This is a genomic window from Neomoorella sulfitireducens, from assembly GCF_024733845.1.
GTDB classification, from domain to species: Bacteria; Bacillota; DSM-521; order Neomoorellales; family Neomoorellaceae; genus Neomoorella; species Neomoorella sulfitireducens.
Genome location: NZ_JANRHG010000018.1, coordinates 13,314 through 26,727, shown reverse-complemented (window position 1 = coordinate 26,727; position 13,414 = coordinate 13,314). Strand labels below are relative to the sequence as shown.

The window sequence follows — 13,414 nt, the reverse complement described above, 5'->3', positions numbered from 1 at the left end:
TCAGGCGCCTTTTATAACTTTGACTCCCTGCTATTAAGGCAGGCACGGTAAATCTCCCGCCGGGGCTGGCCGTAACGCCTGGCTACCCTGGCCATAGCCGTCTTGCGGTCAACGCCCCTCGCCTCCAGTTCCGCCACTTCCGCCACCGCCCGGGCCGGATCATAAGCCGGCAGGGGAGGCGGCCCGGCGCCGGCAACTACCAGGGTAATCTCTCCCCGCGGTGGATTGGCCTGGAAATGGGCTACTGCTTCCGGGAGCAATCCCCTCCAAATGGTCTCAAATTTTTTGGTCAGTTCCCGGCCAACGGCAACCCGCCGTTCTCCCAGGGCTGTCGTTAAATCTTTGAGGGTCGCCACCAGGCGATGGGGAGCCTCATAGAAAATCAGGGTCCTTTCCTCGGCTACCAGGGCAGCCAGACGTTCCCGGCGTTCCTTCCCGGTCCGGGGCAGAAAACCCTCGAAGGCGAAACGGCCGGCCGGCAATCCTGAAGCCACCAGGGCCGCAAGGGCAGCGTTGGCGCCGGGAACGGGTACTACCGTGATGCCGGCAGCTATCGCCTGCCGCACCAGCTCTTCGCCAGGGTCGCTGATGCCCGGCAGGCCGGCGTCGGAGACAATGGCAATCTCCTTGCCTTCCTGGAGCATCCTTAATAAATAAGGAGTTTTGCTGGCCTGGTTGTGCCGGTGATAACTGGTCAGGGGCGTGTGCAGGTCATAATGGGCGAGGAGCTCCCGGGTACGCCGGGTATCCTCGGCAGCGATTAAGTCGACCGCCCCCAGGACCTTGAGGGCCCGCAGGGTAATGTCTTCCAGGTTGCCAATGGGGGTTGCCACCAAGTACAAGCTAGCCATGGGGAGGTAATCCCTTCTTCTCCAAGAAGCTCAGGCAGAAAAGGCAGCCATCACTATCCCGCACCCGGGCAAAATGGGGCGGGCAAACGTGAAAACCCTCCTCGTAAAAGCGTAAGAGCTGCTGGTGCCCCCCTTCCCCGGCCTGTCCGGAAAACATAATCGTCCTGAGGCGCTGGTTTTCTTCCTCCAGGGCCCGCGCCAGGGCCCGGAGACGCCGCACTTCCTTTAAAACCTCGCCCAGGCGCCCTTCCAGTTCCGCCAGGTTTATGGCCAATGTGTCACCCCGGGGATCTGCGAAATTACCGCTCATGTTCTTCTCTCCCGATACTTTTCAGGGGAAATTCCATAGTACCTTGCTCGGGCAGCTCGACTATTACGGTTTCCTTAAGGATATTGTGCCCTGTAACCCGGCCTTGCCCCGCCGGTGTCTGGACCATCACGCCGTAGGGTGGGAAGAAGCGACGCGCTTCTTCATATACCTCATTCTCATAACGCAGGCAACACATAAGCCGCCCGCACAGGCCAGAAATCTTCGTAGGATTTAAGGAAAGATTTTGTTCTTTGGCCATGCGAATGGAAACCGGATCAAACTCACCCAGAAAAGTTGCACAGCAAACCGGCCGGCCGCAACAACCCAACCCGCCCAGGGTCTTGGCTTCATCCCGGACACCAATCTGGCGTAGTTCTATCCGGGTACGAAAGATAGCTGCCAGGTTTTTTACCAGCTCGCGAAAGTCGACCCGTCCTTCGGCTGTAAAGTAGAATATGATTTTGCTCACATCAAAGGTAAACTCGACGTCAACTAATTTCATGGGCAAACCGTGTTCGGCGATTTTTTCCCGGCATATGGTAAATGCTTCCTTCTCTTTCTGGCGGTTGATATGCGCCTGTTCGGTATCTGCCGCCGTTGCCCGGCGGACAACCGGCCGCAACGGCTGCACCACCTGGTCTTCCGCAACCTGGCGGGGAGGGATAACTATCTCCCCGTATTCCAATCCCCGGGCAGTCTCCACTATAACGTGGTCACCCCTGGCAAGCTCCAATTCGCCAGGGTCAAAGTAATATATCTTCCCTGCCTTTTTAAACCGGACGCCAACAACAGTAACTATCTTCTTTCACCTCCCTGTTTTTCACCCTTTTTAATAATTACGATGCTATAGCCAGGTATCACGAGGAGCTACCACTCCAACCCGGCGTGTGTGCCAGTTCCCGGTCCAGGTTGAAGATTAACACTTCCAGGGCCAGGCGGCGATTACCGTTGCGCTCAACGGCCGCCTGCGCGGCCTGGATGAACCGGAAACAGCGCCATAGCCGTCCCGGAGGCACGGGTACCGGTAAAAAATCCTCCGGCTGCAGTAATAGTGTTGCCGTTCCCGTTAATTGCCAGACCAGTTGATCCCGGCAGGCCAGGGCCATGGCCTGGAGCACGCCCGGGAGATCGTCTTCCTTTTCCATTTCCGGCAGGATACCCTGTAACTTTGCCGCTAAACCGGCCTTCGCCAGGCGGTTCCAGTAGGCTACCCCGGCGGGTGAAACCCCGCCTTCCCGGGCAAGGTGCAGTTCCTGGCAGCGGGACCGGATGGTAGGCAACAGCATGTCCGGCCTGGCTGCCAGTAAAATAAGATAAGCTCCTTGCGGAGGCTCTTCCAGGGTTTTTAGCAGGCAGTTGGCTGCCGCGTCAGTCATGGCATCGGCCCCGGCCAGGACGGCCACCCTGGCCCCTCCCTGGAAGGCCCTGAAGGTTAAAAGCTTTTCGAGTTCCCGGATCTGGTCAATTTTCAGAGTGCTTCCCTGGGGCTGAATGAGATAAAAATCCGGGTGATTGCCGCCGGCCATTTGCCGGCAGGAGCGACAAGAGCCGCAGGGTTCCCCTTCCCGTGGTTCCCGGCAATTCAAGGCTGCAGCCAGGTACCCGGCCAGTTCCAACCGGGCGGCTTCACTACCCCCCGCCAGGAGATAAGCATGGGCCAGTTTGCCATTTTGCAAGGCCTGCTGCAACTGCCTGCGGGCGGCTGTTAAAGAACTGGTATCTGCTGCCGGCAGTTGCTCTCCTGCCATCATTAGTCTCCTCCCCTTGCTTCCAGCCAGGGTACTATTACGTCTTTAATCTGCCACCAAACGGCATCCGGGGAACCGGTGCCATCAATAAGGCAGATGCGCCTGGGTTCCAGGTGCCATAACTCCAGGTAACCCTGACGCACCCGCCGGTGAAAGGCAAGGGCCTCCCCCTCTATGCGGTCGGCAGCTCCCTTACCCCGGAGCCGGGCTAAACCCAGCTCCACCGGCACATCGATTAAGAGGGTAAGGTCCGGTAATAGACCGCTGGTAGCCAGCCTGTTAACCTGGCGCACCATCTCTATCCCCAGCCCGCGACCGTAACCCTGGTAGGCGATGCTGGAATCGGTAAAACGATCGCAGAGGACTATTTTCCCTGCATCCAAGGCCGGACGGATGCGTTCGGCTACATGCTGGGCCCTGGCGGCGGCATAAAGGAGCATTTCCGTCCGGGCATCAACCGGGCCGTAACAGGGTTCCAGGAGCAATCGCCTGATGGCTTCAGCCAGGGGAGTCCCGCCGGGTTCCCGGGTGCATTCAACAGCAAAGCCCCGCCGGCTTAAAAAATCCTCCAGGCGTTCCATCTGGGTCGTCTTGCCGGCACCGTCCGGTCCTTCAAGGGTAATGAACAGGCCGCCGGGCACGAAATTCACCTGCACTTTTCTTTACCAGGATTATTATTATCCATCTACTACCAGGACCTTGCCATCCGGTCCCCGCAAAGATAAAAGCCTGGCAACAACTTCCCCCTCCAGGGCCTCGCCCGGGACCGCCAGGGCGAGGCCGGGAGGGCAGGGGGCGATCAGTTCAGCACAAATCCGGCCTTCGGCCTCCTTTAAGGGGATCTCCCGCCGGGGGGCCAGCCAGGCTTCCCGGGGCGTCAGGACTTGCCGGGGATATACAGGCCACGGGCCGGGCCATGCTCCCCCCCGTTCCCCGGACGCCGCTGGTAACAGGCCGCTCCCCCGCCGCAGGGCCAGCAGGGCCTCCAGGAGAGATTCTATCTTGGCCTCGCCGTCGCCGGGGTTGATGATTAACAGGATATAGTCCGGCACGGCCAGCTCTATTTCCTGGCCGGCGCGGCGTAAAAAGCCGGCTACTTCTGGCCCGCAGGCACCGAAGGGTTCCGCCGGCAACAGTAGGCGGGTAACATCCAGACCGGCGGCCGCCGGTGACATCACATCTGCCGGGCCCAGGCAGGGTATGCCGGCTGCCACCAGTTTTTCCCGCAACCGTAAGGCCCCGGCCACGGCCCGGCCCCAATCCCGCCGGCCCCTCTCCTCCGCCAGCAGCCGGGCCACATCCAGGGAAGCTAGCAGTAGATAGGAAGGACTGGTGGTCTGTAAAAGGTTTAAAGCCGCCGCAATTGTATCACCCTCCCCGGCGTGCCGCAGGTGCAGCATGGCCGCCTGGGTAAGGGCACCCATGGTCTTGTGGGTGCTCTGGACCACATAGTCCCCTCCCAGGTCCAGGGGTGATGGCGGCAGCAACGGATCGAGGCCGAAATGGGCACCGTGGGCGGCGTCGACCAGGACGGCCAGGCCGTAGTCATGGGCCAGGGTTATCAGTTCCCGGCTATGGGGGACAATCCCCTCATAGGTAGGGTGGACCAGGAGCAGGAGCCTGGCCCGGGGATGGGCCTTAAGGGTCCTGGCTAAAACCGCCGGGGGCACTCCCAGGGGGATGGCCGGTGAGGACAGCCATTCCGTTTCCATATAAACCGGCCTGGCACCGCTCAAGATCAAACCGTTAAAAACGGAACGGTGGGCATAACGGGGCAGTATGACCTCATCCCCGGGCCGGCAGGTAGCCAGGATAACGGCCATCAGGCCGCTACTGGCCCCGTTGACCAGGAAGAAAGTCCGCGCCGCGCCATAAAAGGCAGCGGCCTTCTCCTGGGCCGCCTTGATGGCCCCGCAGGGATAGGCCAGGCTATCCAGACCCGGCACCTCGGTGAGATCCAAACCCAGGGTTTCCTCCCCCAGGACCTGTTGCCAGGAGGGCCAGGTATAGGCCCCATCTTTATGCCCGGGTGTATGCCAGGAATTAAGTCGCTGGCGCCGGTAATTTAAAAGCGCCTCCCAGAGAGGCGCCTGCCCTTGGGTCTTCACATTGTTATTGTAACACACATCCCGGGGTTACAAAATATTTTTTCATTCCCTTACAGCCCAGGGTGCTGCACGCCGGCGTGGTCAATATAATAATCCCCTTTAATAATCAATTCCCCCACCGGCACCACCTGGTAACCGTCGGCCTTAAGCTTTTCTAGTAGAGGTCCCAAAACGTCGGCCGTATAGCGACCGTTATTGTGAAAGAGAACAATGGACCCCGGCTTTATATTTTTCAATACCCGTTCCAGAATAGCGTCGGCCGTCATGTGTTCCTGCCAGTCCAGGGAATCCACGTCCCACTGGATAACCCTGTACCCCAGCCGCTCTGCGGTCCGGATCACCGTGTCGTTATAATCGCCGAAGGGCGGCCGGAAGAGTTCTGCCTTGTAGCCCGTTATTTCCTGCACCTTCCGGTTGTTTTCCTGGAGTTCTTTTTCCATCTCCGCCTCGCTCAAGGCGGTAAAATGGGGATGGGTGGCCGAATGCAAGCCGATTTCATGGCCGGCAGCGGCAATTTGTTTGGCTACTTCGGGGTATTTATCAAGCCAGATGTTGGTCAGAAAGAAAGTCGTTTTGACATTATGTTGCTTTAAGATCGCCAGCAATTTAGGTGTGTACTCTGCCCCCCAGGTGGCATCAAAGGAAAGGGCCACCTTTTTTTCCGTGGTGTAAACGCTGTATATAGGCAATAATCTTTTGGCCCGCCCCACCATGGATGCTAGGGGCTGGTAATCGGCCAACCGGGCACCCAGGTAGAGGCCAAGGAAAAACAACAGCGCCGGGATAAAAATGCTGCCCAACCGGCGCCGGCGCCATAACAGGATCATCTCCTCACCCCCTGAGATGATCCTATTCAAACCCGTACTGCCGTATGAAATAAAAAGGTAAATAAGTAAGCCCCCTACTCTAAAGAACAGGGGGCTCATTTGCCGGTTCATTATACAGCCCTGGCATCACTTTTTGCCGACCGGTTCTGGTAGGCCTGATCCAGGAGTTGCATGACATGAACTGTCCGGGCCGGTAACCGGTGGACATCCAGACCATGGGCCAGCTGCATCATGCAGGCCGGGCAGGAAGTTGCCAGGTACTGGGCCCCGGTTTTTTTAAAGTTGTCCATCTTGCGGGCCAGGATGCGTTGCGATAAATCATAATGGGTTACGTTATAGGAGCCGGCACCGCCGCAGCACCAGTCGGCTTCATTCATTTCCACGAATTTGAGTCCCGGGATGCTCTTTAAAATCTGGCGCGGTTCATCTTTGACTTTAAGGCCCCGGACGGCATGGCAGGGGTCGTGGTAGGTGACGGTAGCGTTGACCGGTCCCATCTCCTTCTTAAAGCCCACTCCCGCCAGGTACTGGGAAGCTTCCTTGACCTTGGCTGAAAACTCCTTAGCCAGAGGCCCATACTCCGGGTCATCTTTCAGGAGTTCGGCATAATAATGAAGACCATGGGCGCAGCTGGCACAATCGGTAACCACCGCTTCGACGTTAAAGCGTTTAAAGGAATCCAGGTTTTCTTTGGCCAGCTTAATATGCATTTCCGTCTCGCCGTAAGCTTCGTGGGGGATGCCGCAGCAGTTGGAAACCGGTACGACAACTTCAATATCGTTTTCTTGCAAGACCCGCAGGGTGGCTTCGGCGACCTGGGGGAAGAAGTTGTTCATCATACAGCCGGCAAAATAAGCCACTTTATGACGGGGTTTCAGGGGCTTCTTTAAAACTTCCGGTAAGCGCTCCCTCAAGGTGCGGGCCGGGATGTCGGGCAGCAGCCCTTCCGCCTTGCCCAGGGAGCCCAGCAGGCCAAGAAAGCCGGTATGACGGGCAAGCCACCGGGCGCCGCTGCGCTGGTAGAAACGCAGGGCTTTAGCTCCCAGGGTCAGGCGCCGCTGCCTGGCCAGGACGCCGTGCAGGGCCATGCGAATAGGGAAGGGGTTGCCGTTGGCGCGGGTAATTTCCGCCCGTGCCGCCTTGACCAGGGTATCGGTAATAACCGAAGAAGGGCAGGTGACGACGCAGGCGCCGCAGAGGAGGCAGGAATAAATATGATGGTTTATCTCCCTCTCTTTGGTTAAATCAAAGTGCCCTTCCATGGACTGGCGCATCAGGCGGTTGCGCCCCCGGGCCAGGGAAAACTCCTCGCCGGTTACCTTATACGTCGGGCATACCTCTTCGCAAAAGCCGCACCGGTTACAACGGACGATATCTTCTTCATACTGCCGGAAAGTCTTGACCATGACCTGTTCCTCCTCGTCTCAGGATGCAGCCCTGCTGTTATCAATAACATACGCCAGGACCTTGCTGTTGGGAGCCATGATCCCCCGTGGGTCGAAGGCCGCCTTGATCCGGGACAGCAACTCCATAATGGCCTTCCCCCGCGCCTCAACCCAGCGCCGCGTTAAGGCCAGGTCATCGATATTATCTACAACCAGGAGCCCCCCCAGGTCCCCGGCTAGTGTTGCCAGGCGATTTATAGTTTCCTGTACACCATCATAGGCCTCCGGAGCTTCTCCCAGGAGAATATGGACGTGACAGTTGCCGAAATGGGATGCCAGGGCTGCTTCTTTGCCGCTCCGGTCCAGCTCGTCACGGGCCCGGGTTAAAAATTCCTCCATGGCAGTAAAAGGCACGGCTGCGCTGGCCATAACGGCCCCGGACTCGCCGGCGAAAACAGGGAATAGCTGCCGGCGGGCCTGCCAGGCGGCCGCCGCCGCTTCCTCTTCCATTACGGTAGCAGCAGGATAGTGTTTTTTTACATAATCAACCTGAGAATCTACCTGTTCCCTGAAACCGTTATAGACAACCAGGACGCCGGAACCTTCAGCTGCAGGCTTCCACCCGGCCCGGTTCAAAACCGCCATGGCAGCACCGTCCAGTAATTCCAGGGCCACGGGTAAAGTTTCATTTCTTATGGCACGGGCCGCTGCTATGGCTTCCGCCAGTTGTTTAAAGGGTAAGAACACCGTCGTTTCTTTCTCCGGCACTGGTCGCAATTTTAACATGGCCCTGGTGATTATCCCCAGGGAACCCCACGAACCGGCCAGAAAGCGGGTGTTATCGTAGTCCTGGACGTTTTTAACGGTTTTCCCCCCGGTATGGATAATTTCTCCGGTAGGCAGGACGACTTCCAGCCCTAAAATGTGGAATTTAACGTCGCCATAACCGAGCTTGCTGGGGCCCGACGCGCCGGCGGCTATGCACCCGCCCACAGTGCAGGTATCCGGTTCTACGGGCTCAACAGGCCAGTAAAGGTTGTGGGTCCGCAATATCTTTTGCAGTTCACCCAGGGAGATGCCGGCTTCTACATAAGCGGTCATATTCTCATAATCATATTCAACAACCTTATTCATGCGGGTAAGGTTTATTATCAATCCTCCCGCCAGCGGCAGCAAACCCCGCCGGGCCATGGTACCGGCTCCCCAGGGTACTACGGGTATGCCCTCTTCACCGGCGAGTTTTAAAACCGCAGCCACCTGCTGGCTGTTCTCCGGGTAAACTACAGCGTCCGGCATTGCCGTCTTGCTTAAGCTGTGCCGGCGCCGGATGTCCTGATCAACCTGGCAATTCCCGCTGCCAAGGATCTGCTCCAGCTTATGAATAATTTCTTGCCGCATATTGTCGTCCTCCTCAGGCCGCCGTGTCGGTATCGGGTACAGTTTTACCGGCGTTTAAAATCTCGCCGGGATCAAAGGCCAGGCGTTCCCGGCGTAAAAACTGGAGCTCCTCCGGGTTGAAGGCCCAGCGCATAAATTCCAGTTTGGCCAGGCCGATACCATGCTCGCCCGACAGGGTGCCCCCCAGATCGAGAGCCTTGCGGAAAAGGGCGGCCCTGACTTTTTCCACCCGCTCCATTTGTTCTTTATTCCGCTCATCGAAAAGAACCAGGGGATGCAGGTTGCCGTCGCCGGCGTGGGCCAGCATACCAATGGCCAGGTTATATTCCTGACTTAAGCGATTTACTTCCTTCAAAATCTCTGGAAGTTTGGTGCGGGGTACTGTGGCATCTTCCATATCGTAATTGGGGGCCAGGCGGCCAATGGCGCCTATGGCGCTACGTCGTGCCAACCACAGGTTGTCCCTTTCCCTGGCATTCTGGGCCAGCTTGACGTCGGTAGCCCCGTTCTCCCGGCAGATCTGCATTATCTGCTGCGCCTGGCGGTCCAGGCCGGCATCCCAGCCGTCCACCTCAATCAAGAGGATAGCCCCGGCATCTACCGGCAGGCCGATATGCAGCCAGTCTTCAACGGCATTGATAATCTTGTTATCCATGAGCTCCAGGGTACAGGGGATGATACCGTGGGCGATAATGGCGGAAACCGTAGTGCCTGCGTCTTCAAGGGTCTTGTATGAAGCCAGCACGGTGCGGTTGGCCCGGGGCGCGGGCGTCAGTTTGCAGATTATCTTGGTGGCAATACCCAGGTTGCCTTCCGAGCCGATAATCAGGGCGTTAAGGTTTAATTCCTGGGCTATCGGCTCCAGCTTGCCCCCGATTTGGACAATTTCCCCGTTCGACAAAACCAGTTCCATGCCGATAATGTGGTCTTTGGTAAGTCCGTATTTAATCCCGCGCATGCCGCCTGAGTTCTCCCCCAGGTTGCCGCCCATGGTAGACACCTTCTGGCTGGCCGGGTCGGGCATATAAACTAAACCATAAGGGGCTACGGCCTTCTGCAGTTCCATATTGGTAACGCCAGGTTCCACCACTGCGATACGGTTTTCGGGATCAATCTCCAGGATGCGGTTCATCCTGGTCATGACTATGACTATCCCGCCGCGCTGCGGTACGGCGCCGCCGCTCAGGCAGGTACCGCCTCCCCGGGGAGTTACCGGTATCTTTTTACTGCCGGCCAGCTTGAGAATGGCAGATATTTGTTGGGCATTCTGCACGTAAACAATAACTTCGGGCTGGCCGTAAACCAGGGAAGCATCGTACATATAGGTATTTAGCGATACTTTAGACGTTAAGACATTCTCCCTGCCGACGATTTTCACCAGCTCGTTAAGGGTTGCTTGATCTACCATTATTAAACCCTTCTCCCTTCCCCATAAAAAATTATGGCCGGAGCATTTTTCATATCCAGATGCCTCATAAACGGTGGGCCACAAGAAGTGTTTTTATATTAGCGCCGGCATCAGCTCCCCGTTATTTTGTTAATAATATCACAAAGATATAATATTCGCTAATTTAACTCTATCAATAATCTTGGACGGGTGTCAAGAATTGTCTGGTTTATAATATCCTTTAAATCGTCAAATAAAGCGCCGGCAAATTGCCTTTTCTCTTCTTTTTATTAAATGGCTGCCTGTCTTATGGTCTAACCAGTAGACATAAAAATTATTACTCCCCCACCCTTTCACCCACCTGGACGGCAGCCGCAGTTACCAGCTGGGCGGCCGGCAGTTTATCAGGGGAATTGCCATACTGCACCCGGCGGGCCAGAATAGCCCCGTCACCTGTAGCAATAACCAGGCCTTCGCCGCCGGGTATCTCTACTATGGTACCCGGCTTGCCGTAAGCCCGGTACGGTCTGGCTTCCCATATCTTCAGCTTTTCCCCCCGGAAGGTAGTCCAGGCCCCCGGGCTGGGGTTGGAGCCGCGGACAAGGTTGTATATCTTTTGGGTACTCTGCCGCCAGTCAATCTGCACATCTGCTTCCTTTATTACCGGTTGGAAAGAAGCTTGTCTTTCATCCTGGGGCACAGGATTGGCCTTCCCCTCCCGGATTAAACGAACGGCCTCCGCTACCATTTGCACGCCTAAGGGGTAGAGTTTCCCAAAATATAATGATTTTACCGTATCGTCAGGGTCGATGGAAACTTTTCGCTGCAGGATGATAGGCCCCGTATCAATACCGGCATCAATTTGATGGATGGTGACGCCCGTTTCCGTTTCGCCGCTGATAATGGCCCAGTTTATGGCACTGCCGCCGCGGTATTTAGGCAGTAATGAAGGGTGATAATTAATGCCGCCGTAAGTGGCCAGGTCTATCATGGCCTTGGGAACAATATCGGTTACGAAGGCCAGAACAAGAAGGTCGGGCTTGCGGTTCTCGACCCAGGTTAATGCTTCCGGTTCCTTTAAACGCACCGGCTGTAAAAGGGGCAGGCCGCGCTCCAGGGCCAGCTCTTTGACCGGATTAGGTGCCTTCTGCCCCGGCCGATCCGGCACGGTGAGGACGCCGGCAATTTCTTCCCCCTGGTCAAGGAGGGCCTGCAGGCAGTCTTTCCCAAAAGGCGCCTGGCCGATAAAGACGATACGCAAAAACATCTCCCCTCCCCTTTTTTTCTACCCCTGGCAGGTAGGTGGGGGTTGTTAATTTCCCCTCGACTTTAATATATCCTTATTCCTTCATCCCTGTCAATGTTTTTCCGGCGCAGCCGTCAGGCTGCCAGACCATATACTCTCTTCCATGCTGCTATGCAGTGGTTCTGGTTATACACCTGCTTATGGTTGCCGATTTTTATCCGTTTTCCAGAGCTTCAGGGTGGAGAAAAATTGATCGAGTTCGCGCAGAGCCTTAAGCCCTGTCTCCGGTTAATTGCATCTCTCATCTAAACTGCATTATTCAGGTTTGATATTTCGCCAAAGGGAGATAAATTCCGAAGGATTAAGGATAGTTACCGGAGATTCAGGAAACGTGAAGTGTTTCTTATTGCCTGTAACAAGTATGGCTCCTTTGGCCATAGCAGCTTCTAGAAAAGGTTCGTCATCAGGATCTGGTAATGGCACCGGCAAAGGTTCAGTTGTCACTAAAATACCTTCTGCTTCGATCAGGGTTATGAGGGCGTCAACTTCTGCTTTGGCAAAACCAAATTTGGGACGACAAAGCACTTCGCGGTACTCAGAAAGGATACGGGCATCATAAACAACCTTAATCCTACCGTTAGCAATGAGCCGAACAATGGTACCGGCATAGCTATGGGCTTTCAAAAGTCCCGAAACCAATACGTTTGTATCGAGAACAATTTTCATTGGCTGCGGCTCCGTCTAACGGTTTTAATTTCAGCTTCTATTTCTGCGTCCGTAATTTTATCCAATCCTTTTTCCCGGGCTCTTGCTTGCATATTTTTTACCGCCAGCACTGCCCGGACACGTCGCAGGTTTTGCAAGTACTCTTCCAGATATTTTTCTTCTATGTTGGAAAGTACGGCCACCGGTTTACCATTAGAGGTAATTACTAGCTCCCCCTCTTTTTGTAACTGACGCCATATCTCGCCCGATTTCATCCTTAATTCACGCACGGTCACAAAACGCACCTTTAACCCCCCCCGAAATTATGATACACTAATTGTACGCGTTCGGGCTACATATATCAATAAAGACAATAAAGTTAGCCTTGCGGCTTTTGCATAAAATAGGGTTCCAACTCCCCCTGGCTGCTACAGGTAGGGGCAGATTATGCCTCTTTTATCCTCGCCGCCACTCGCAAGGCCCCGGTTGCCTCAAAGGGCGCCCCCGGCAAACAGAAGTCATTCTGCATGTCAATAATCAAAAGGGCAGTTTTACCCATGGCCATGCCTCCAAACATCCATGAATTCCCTGCCGGCAACGGTCTATTATGCTGTCTTTACGTTAAACTCCTTTACTCTATAAATCTCCTCTTTATTAAAACAACTCCAAGTAACAAAGCAGCCAGTAATAAAGATGCCGCCGCGAGCATTGAATAAAGATTAACATACATGGCAATGGTTTCCCAGGCATTTCCCGCTAATCTGCCCAGGTAAACGAGTACGGTATTCCAGATAAGGGTGCCAAGGGTTGTTAAAGGTAAAAACACACTTAATTTCATTCCGGATATTCCCGCCGGTATAGAAATTAGAGTTCGTACAATCGGTACAAACCTGCATAAGAAAACCGCCATATTGCCGTATTTTATAAACCATTTTTCTGCCTTTCTAACATCCTCTTTTTTTAAGCCCAGCATTCTTCCAAACTTGCTGCCGAACAATCGCTCAAGACGATAGGTATTTAGCACGCGACCCAGATAATATAAGACTATTGCTCCTAAAACCGACCCCAATGTAGCAGATAAGATAACACCCCATACGTTCATGTTGCTAAAAGTGGTTATAAACCCTCCAAAGGTTAAGATTACCTCAGAGGGTATTGGCGGGAAAATGTTTTCTATAGTAATCAGCAAAAAGACGCCGATATAGCCATAGCGATTAATAATTTCTATAATAATATCTTGCATTGTATTACCCCATTTAAAATATCTATAACTTGTAGCATTTCTTTAATTTTATTTGTTACTTGCCAGGCTCCGTTAAACTCCACGGTCTACCCAGTCTACCTTTATAATTCTACCTCCCAAATCCAAGTACCTTCCTTTTTTAAAAAAGCCCTTTAAAAAATTCCCGGTAGCCTTTCGCCTTTAACCATAAAAAACAAACCGCCTGG

The 13,414-nt window shown here is 54.8% G+C and carries 15 protein-coding genes; all 15 read right to left on the bottom strand.

All coding sequences use genetic code 11. The features are described from left to right. Window positions 1-11: 11 nt before the first annotated feature. Complete coding sequence (gene rsmI / locus NWF31_RS13495) at window positions 12-851, bottom strand: 16S rRNA (cytidine(1402)-2'-O)-methyltransferase (protein ID WP_258361028.1); 840 nt, start codon at window positions 849-851, stop codon at window positions 12-14. Next, entirely contained in the window at window positions 844-1,161 is a 318-nt protein-coding gene (locus NWF31_RS13490) for an initiation control protein YabA (protein WP_258361027.1), read from the bottom strand. Before NWF31_RS13490 ends, rsmI begins: the two co-directional genes overlap by 8 nt. After that, the gene (locus NWF31_RS13485) at window positions 1,151-1,960 is read right to left on the bottom strand and encodes a PSP1 domain-containing protein (protein ID WP_258361050.1); all 810 of its coding nucleotides are present in this window, start codon (window positions 1,958-1,960) and stop codon (window positions 1,151-1,153) included. Before NWF31_RS13485 ends, NWF31_RS13490 begins: the two co-directional genes overlap by 11 nt. Window positions 1,961-2,018: 58 nt before the next feature. Next, window positions 2,019-2,912 (bottom strand): DNA polymerase III subunit delta', encoded by an 894-nt coding sequence (holB, locus tag NWF31_RS13480; protein ID WP_258361026.1) that lies wholly within the window; start codon window positions 2,910-2,912, stop codon window positions 2,019-2,021. Beyond that, on the bottom strand, window positions 2,912-3,559 hold the full coding sequence (gene tmk / locus NWF31_RS13475; RefSeq protein WP_258361025.1) for a dTMP kinase: 648 nt from the start codon (window positions 3,557-3,559) through the stop codon (window positions 2,912-2,914). The genes holB and tmk overlap by 1 nt, the downstream gene beginning before the upstream one ends. Window positions 3,560-3,586: 27 nt before the next feature. Next, window positions 3,587-5,017 carry an aminotransferase class I/II-fold pyridoxal phosphate-dependent enzyme gene (locus tag NWF31_RS14850; RefSeq protein WP_258361024.1) on the bottom strand — a complete coding sequence of 477 codons (1,431 nt, stop codon included), beginning with the start codon at window positions 5,015-5,017 and terminating at the stop codon, window positions 3,587-3,589. Window positions 5,018-5,067: 50 nt separating this feature from the next. Beyond that, entirely contained in the window at window positions 5,068-5,844 is a 777-nt protein-coding gene (locus NWF31_RS13465; RefSeq protein ID WP_258361023.1) for a polysaccharide deacetylase family protein, read from the bottom strand. A 110-nt stretch (window positions 5,845-5,954) separates the two neighbouring features. Beyond that, window positions 5,955-7,250, bottom strand: coding sequence for a (Fe-S)-binding protein (locus NWF31_RS13460; protein ID WP_258361022.1), 1,296 nt, complete (start codon window positions 7,248-7,250; stop codon window positions 5,955-5,957). Window positions 7,251-7,268: 18 nt separating this feature from the next. Next, complete coding sequence (locus NWF31_RS13455) at window positions 7,269-8,627, bottom strand: FAD-binding oxidoreductase (RefSeq protein WP_258361021.1); 1,359 nt, start codon at window positions 8,625-8,627, stop codon at window positions 7,269-7,271. Between the two features lie 13 nt (window positions 8,628-8,640). After that, on the bottom strand, window positions 8,641-10,035 hold the full coding sequence (locus NWF31_RS13450) for an FAD-binding oxidoreductase (RefSeq protein ID WP_258361020.1): 1,395 nt from the start codon (window positions 10,033-10,035) through the stop codon (window positions 8,641-8,643). Window positions 10,036-10,351: 316 nt separating this feature from the next. Next, complete coding sequence (gene fmt, locus NWF31_RS13445; protein WP_258361019.1) at window positions 10,352-11,275, bottom strand: methionyl-tRNA formyltransferase; 924 nt, start codon at window positions 11,273-11,275, stop codon at window positions 10,352-10,354. A 300-nt stretch (window positions 11,276-11,575) separates the two neighbouring features. After that, complete coding sequence (locus NWF31_RS13440; RefSeq protein ID WP_258361018.1) at window positions 11,576-11,986, bottom strand: putative toxin-antitoxin system toxin component, PIN family; 411 nt, start codon at window positions 11,984-11,986, stop codon at window positions 11,576-11,578. Next, window positions 11,983-12,270, bottom strand: a complete 288-nt coding sequence (locus NWF31_RS13435) for a type II toxin-antitoxin system Phd/YefM family antitoxin (RefSeq protein ID WP_258361017.1) — start codon at window positions 12,268-12,270, stop codon at window positions 11,983-11,985. The genes NWF31_RS13440 and NWF31_RS13435 overlap by 4 nt, the downstream gene beginning before the upstream one ends. A gap of 140 nt (window positions 12,271-12,410) precedes the next feature. Continuing rightward, the gene (locus NWF31_RS13430; protein WP_258361016.1) at window positions 12,411-12,524 is read right to left on the bottom strand and encodes an isochorismatase family protein; all 114 of its coding nucleotides are present in this window, start codon (window positions 12,522-12,524) and stop codon (window positions 12,411-12,413) included. A 72-nt stretch (window positions 12,525-12,596) separates the two neighbouring features. Continuing rightward, window positions 12,597-13,208, bottom strand: coding sequence for a DedA family protein (locus NWF31_RS13425; protein ID WP_258361015.1), 612 nt, complete (start codon window positions 13,206-13,208; stop codon window positions 12,597-12,599). Window positions 13,209-13,414: the final 206 nt, after the last annotated feature.

Bases quoted from the DNA above. Each gene is read 5' to 3' on its own strand.
- NWF31_RS13430 (WP_258361016.1), bottom strand. From the start codon at position 12,524: ATGGGTAAAACTGCCCTTTTGATTATTGACATGCAGAATGACTTCTGT.
- holB (WP_258361026.1), bottom strand. From the start codon at position 2,912: ATGATGGCAGGAGAGCAACTGCCGGCAGCAGATACCAGTTCTTTAACA.
- rsmI (WP_258361028.1), bottom strand. From the start codon at position 851: ATGGCTAGCTTGTACTTGGTGGCAACCCCCATTGGCAACCTGGAAGAC.
- NWF31_RS13450 (WP_258361020.1), bottom strand. From the start codon at position 10,035: ATGGTAGATCAAGCAACCCTTAACGAGCTGGTGAAAATCGTCGGCAGG.
- NWF31_RS13490 (WP_258361027.1), bottom strand. From the start codon at position 1,161: ATGAGCGGTAATTTCGCAGATCCCCGGGGTGACACATTGGCCATAAAC.
- NWF31_RS13425 (WP_258361015.1), bottom strand. From the start codon at position 13,208: ATGCAAGATATTATTATAGAAATTATTAATCGCTATGGCTATATCGGC.
- NWF31_RS13465 (WP_258361023.1), bottom strand. From the start codon at position 5,844: ATGATCCTGTTATGGCGCCGGCGCCGGTTGGGCAGCATTTTTATCCCG.
- NWF31_RS13460 (WP_258361022.1), bottom strand. From the start codon at position 7,250: ATGGTCAAGACTTTCCGGCAGTATGAAGAAGATATCGTCCGTTGTAAC.
- NWF31_RS13455 (WP_258361021.1), bottom strand. From the start codon at position 8,627: ATGCGGCAAGAAATTATTCATAAGCTGGAGCAGATCCTTGGCAGCGGG.
- NWF31_RS13440 (WP_258361018.1), bottom strand. From the start codon at position 11,986: ATGAAAATTGTTCTCGATACAAACGTATTGGTTTCGGGACTTTTGAAA.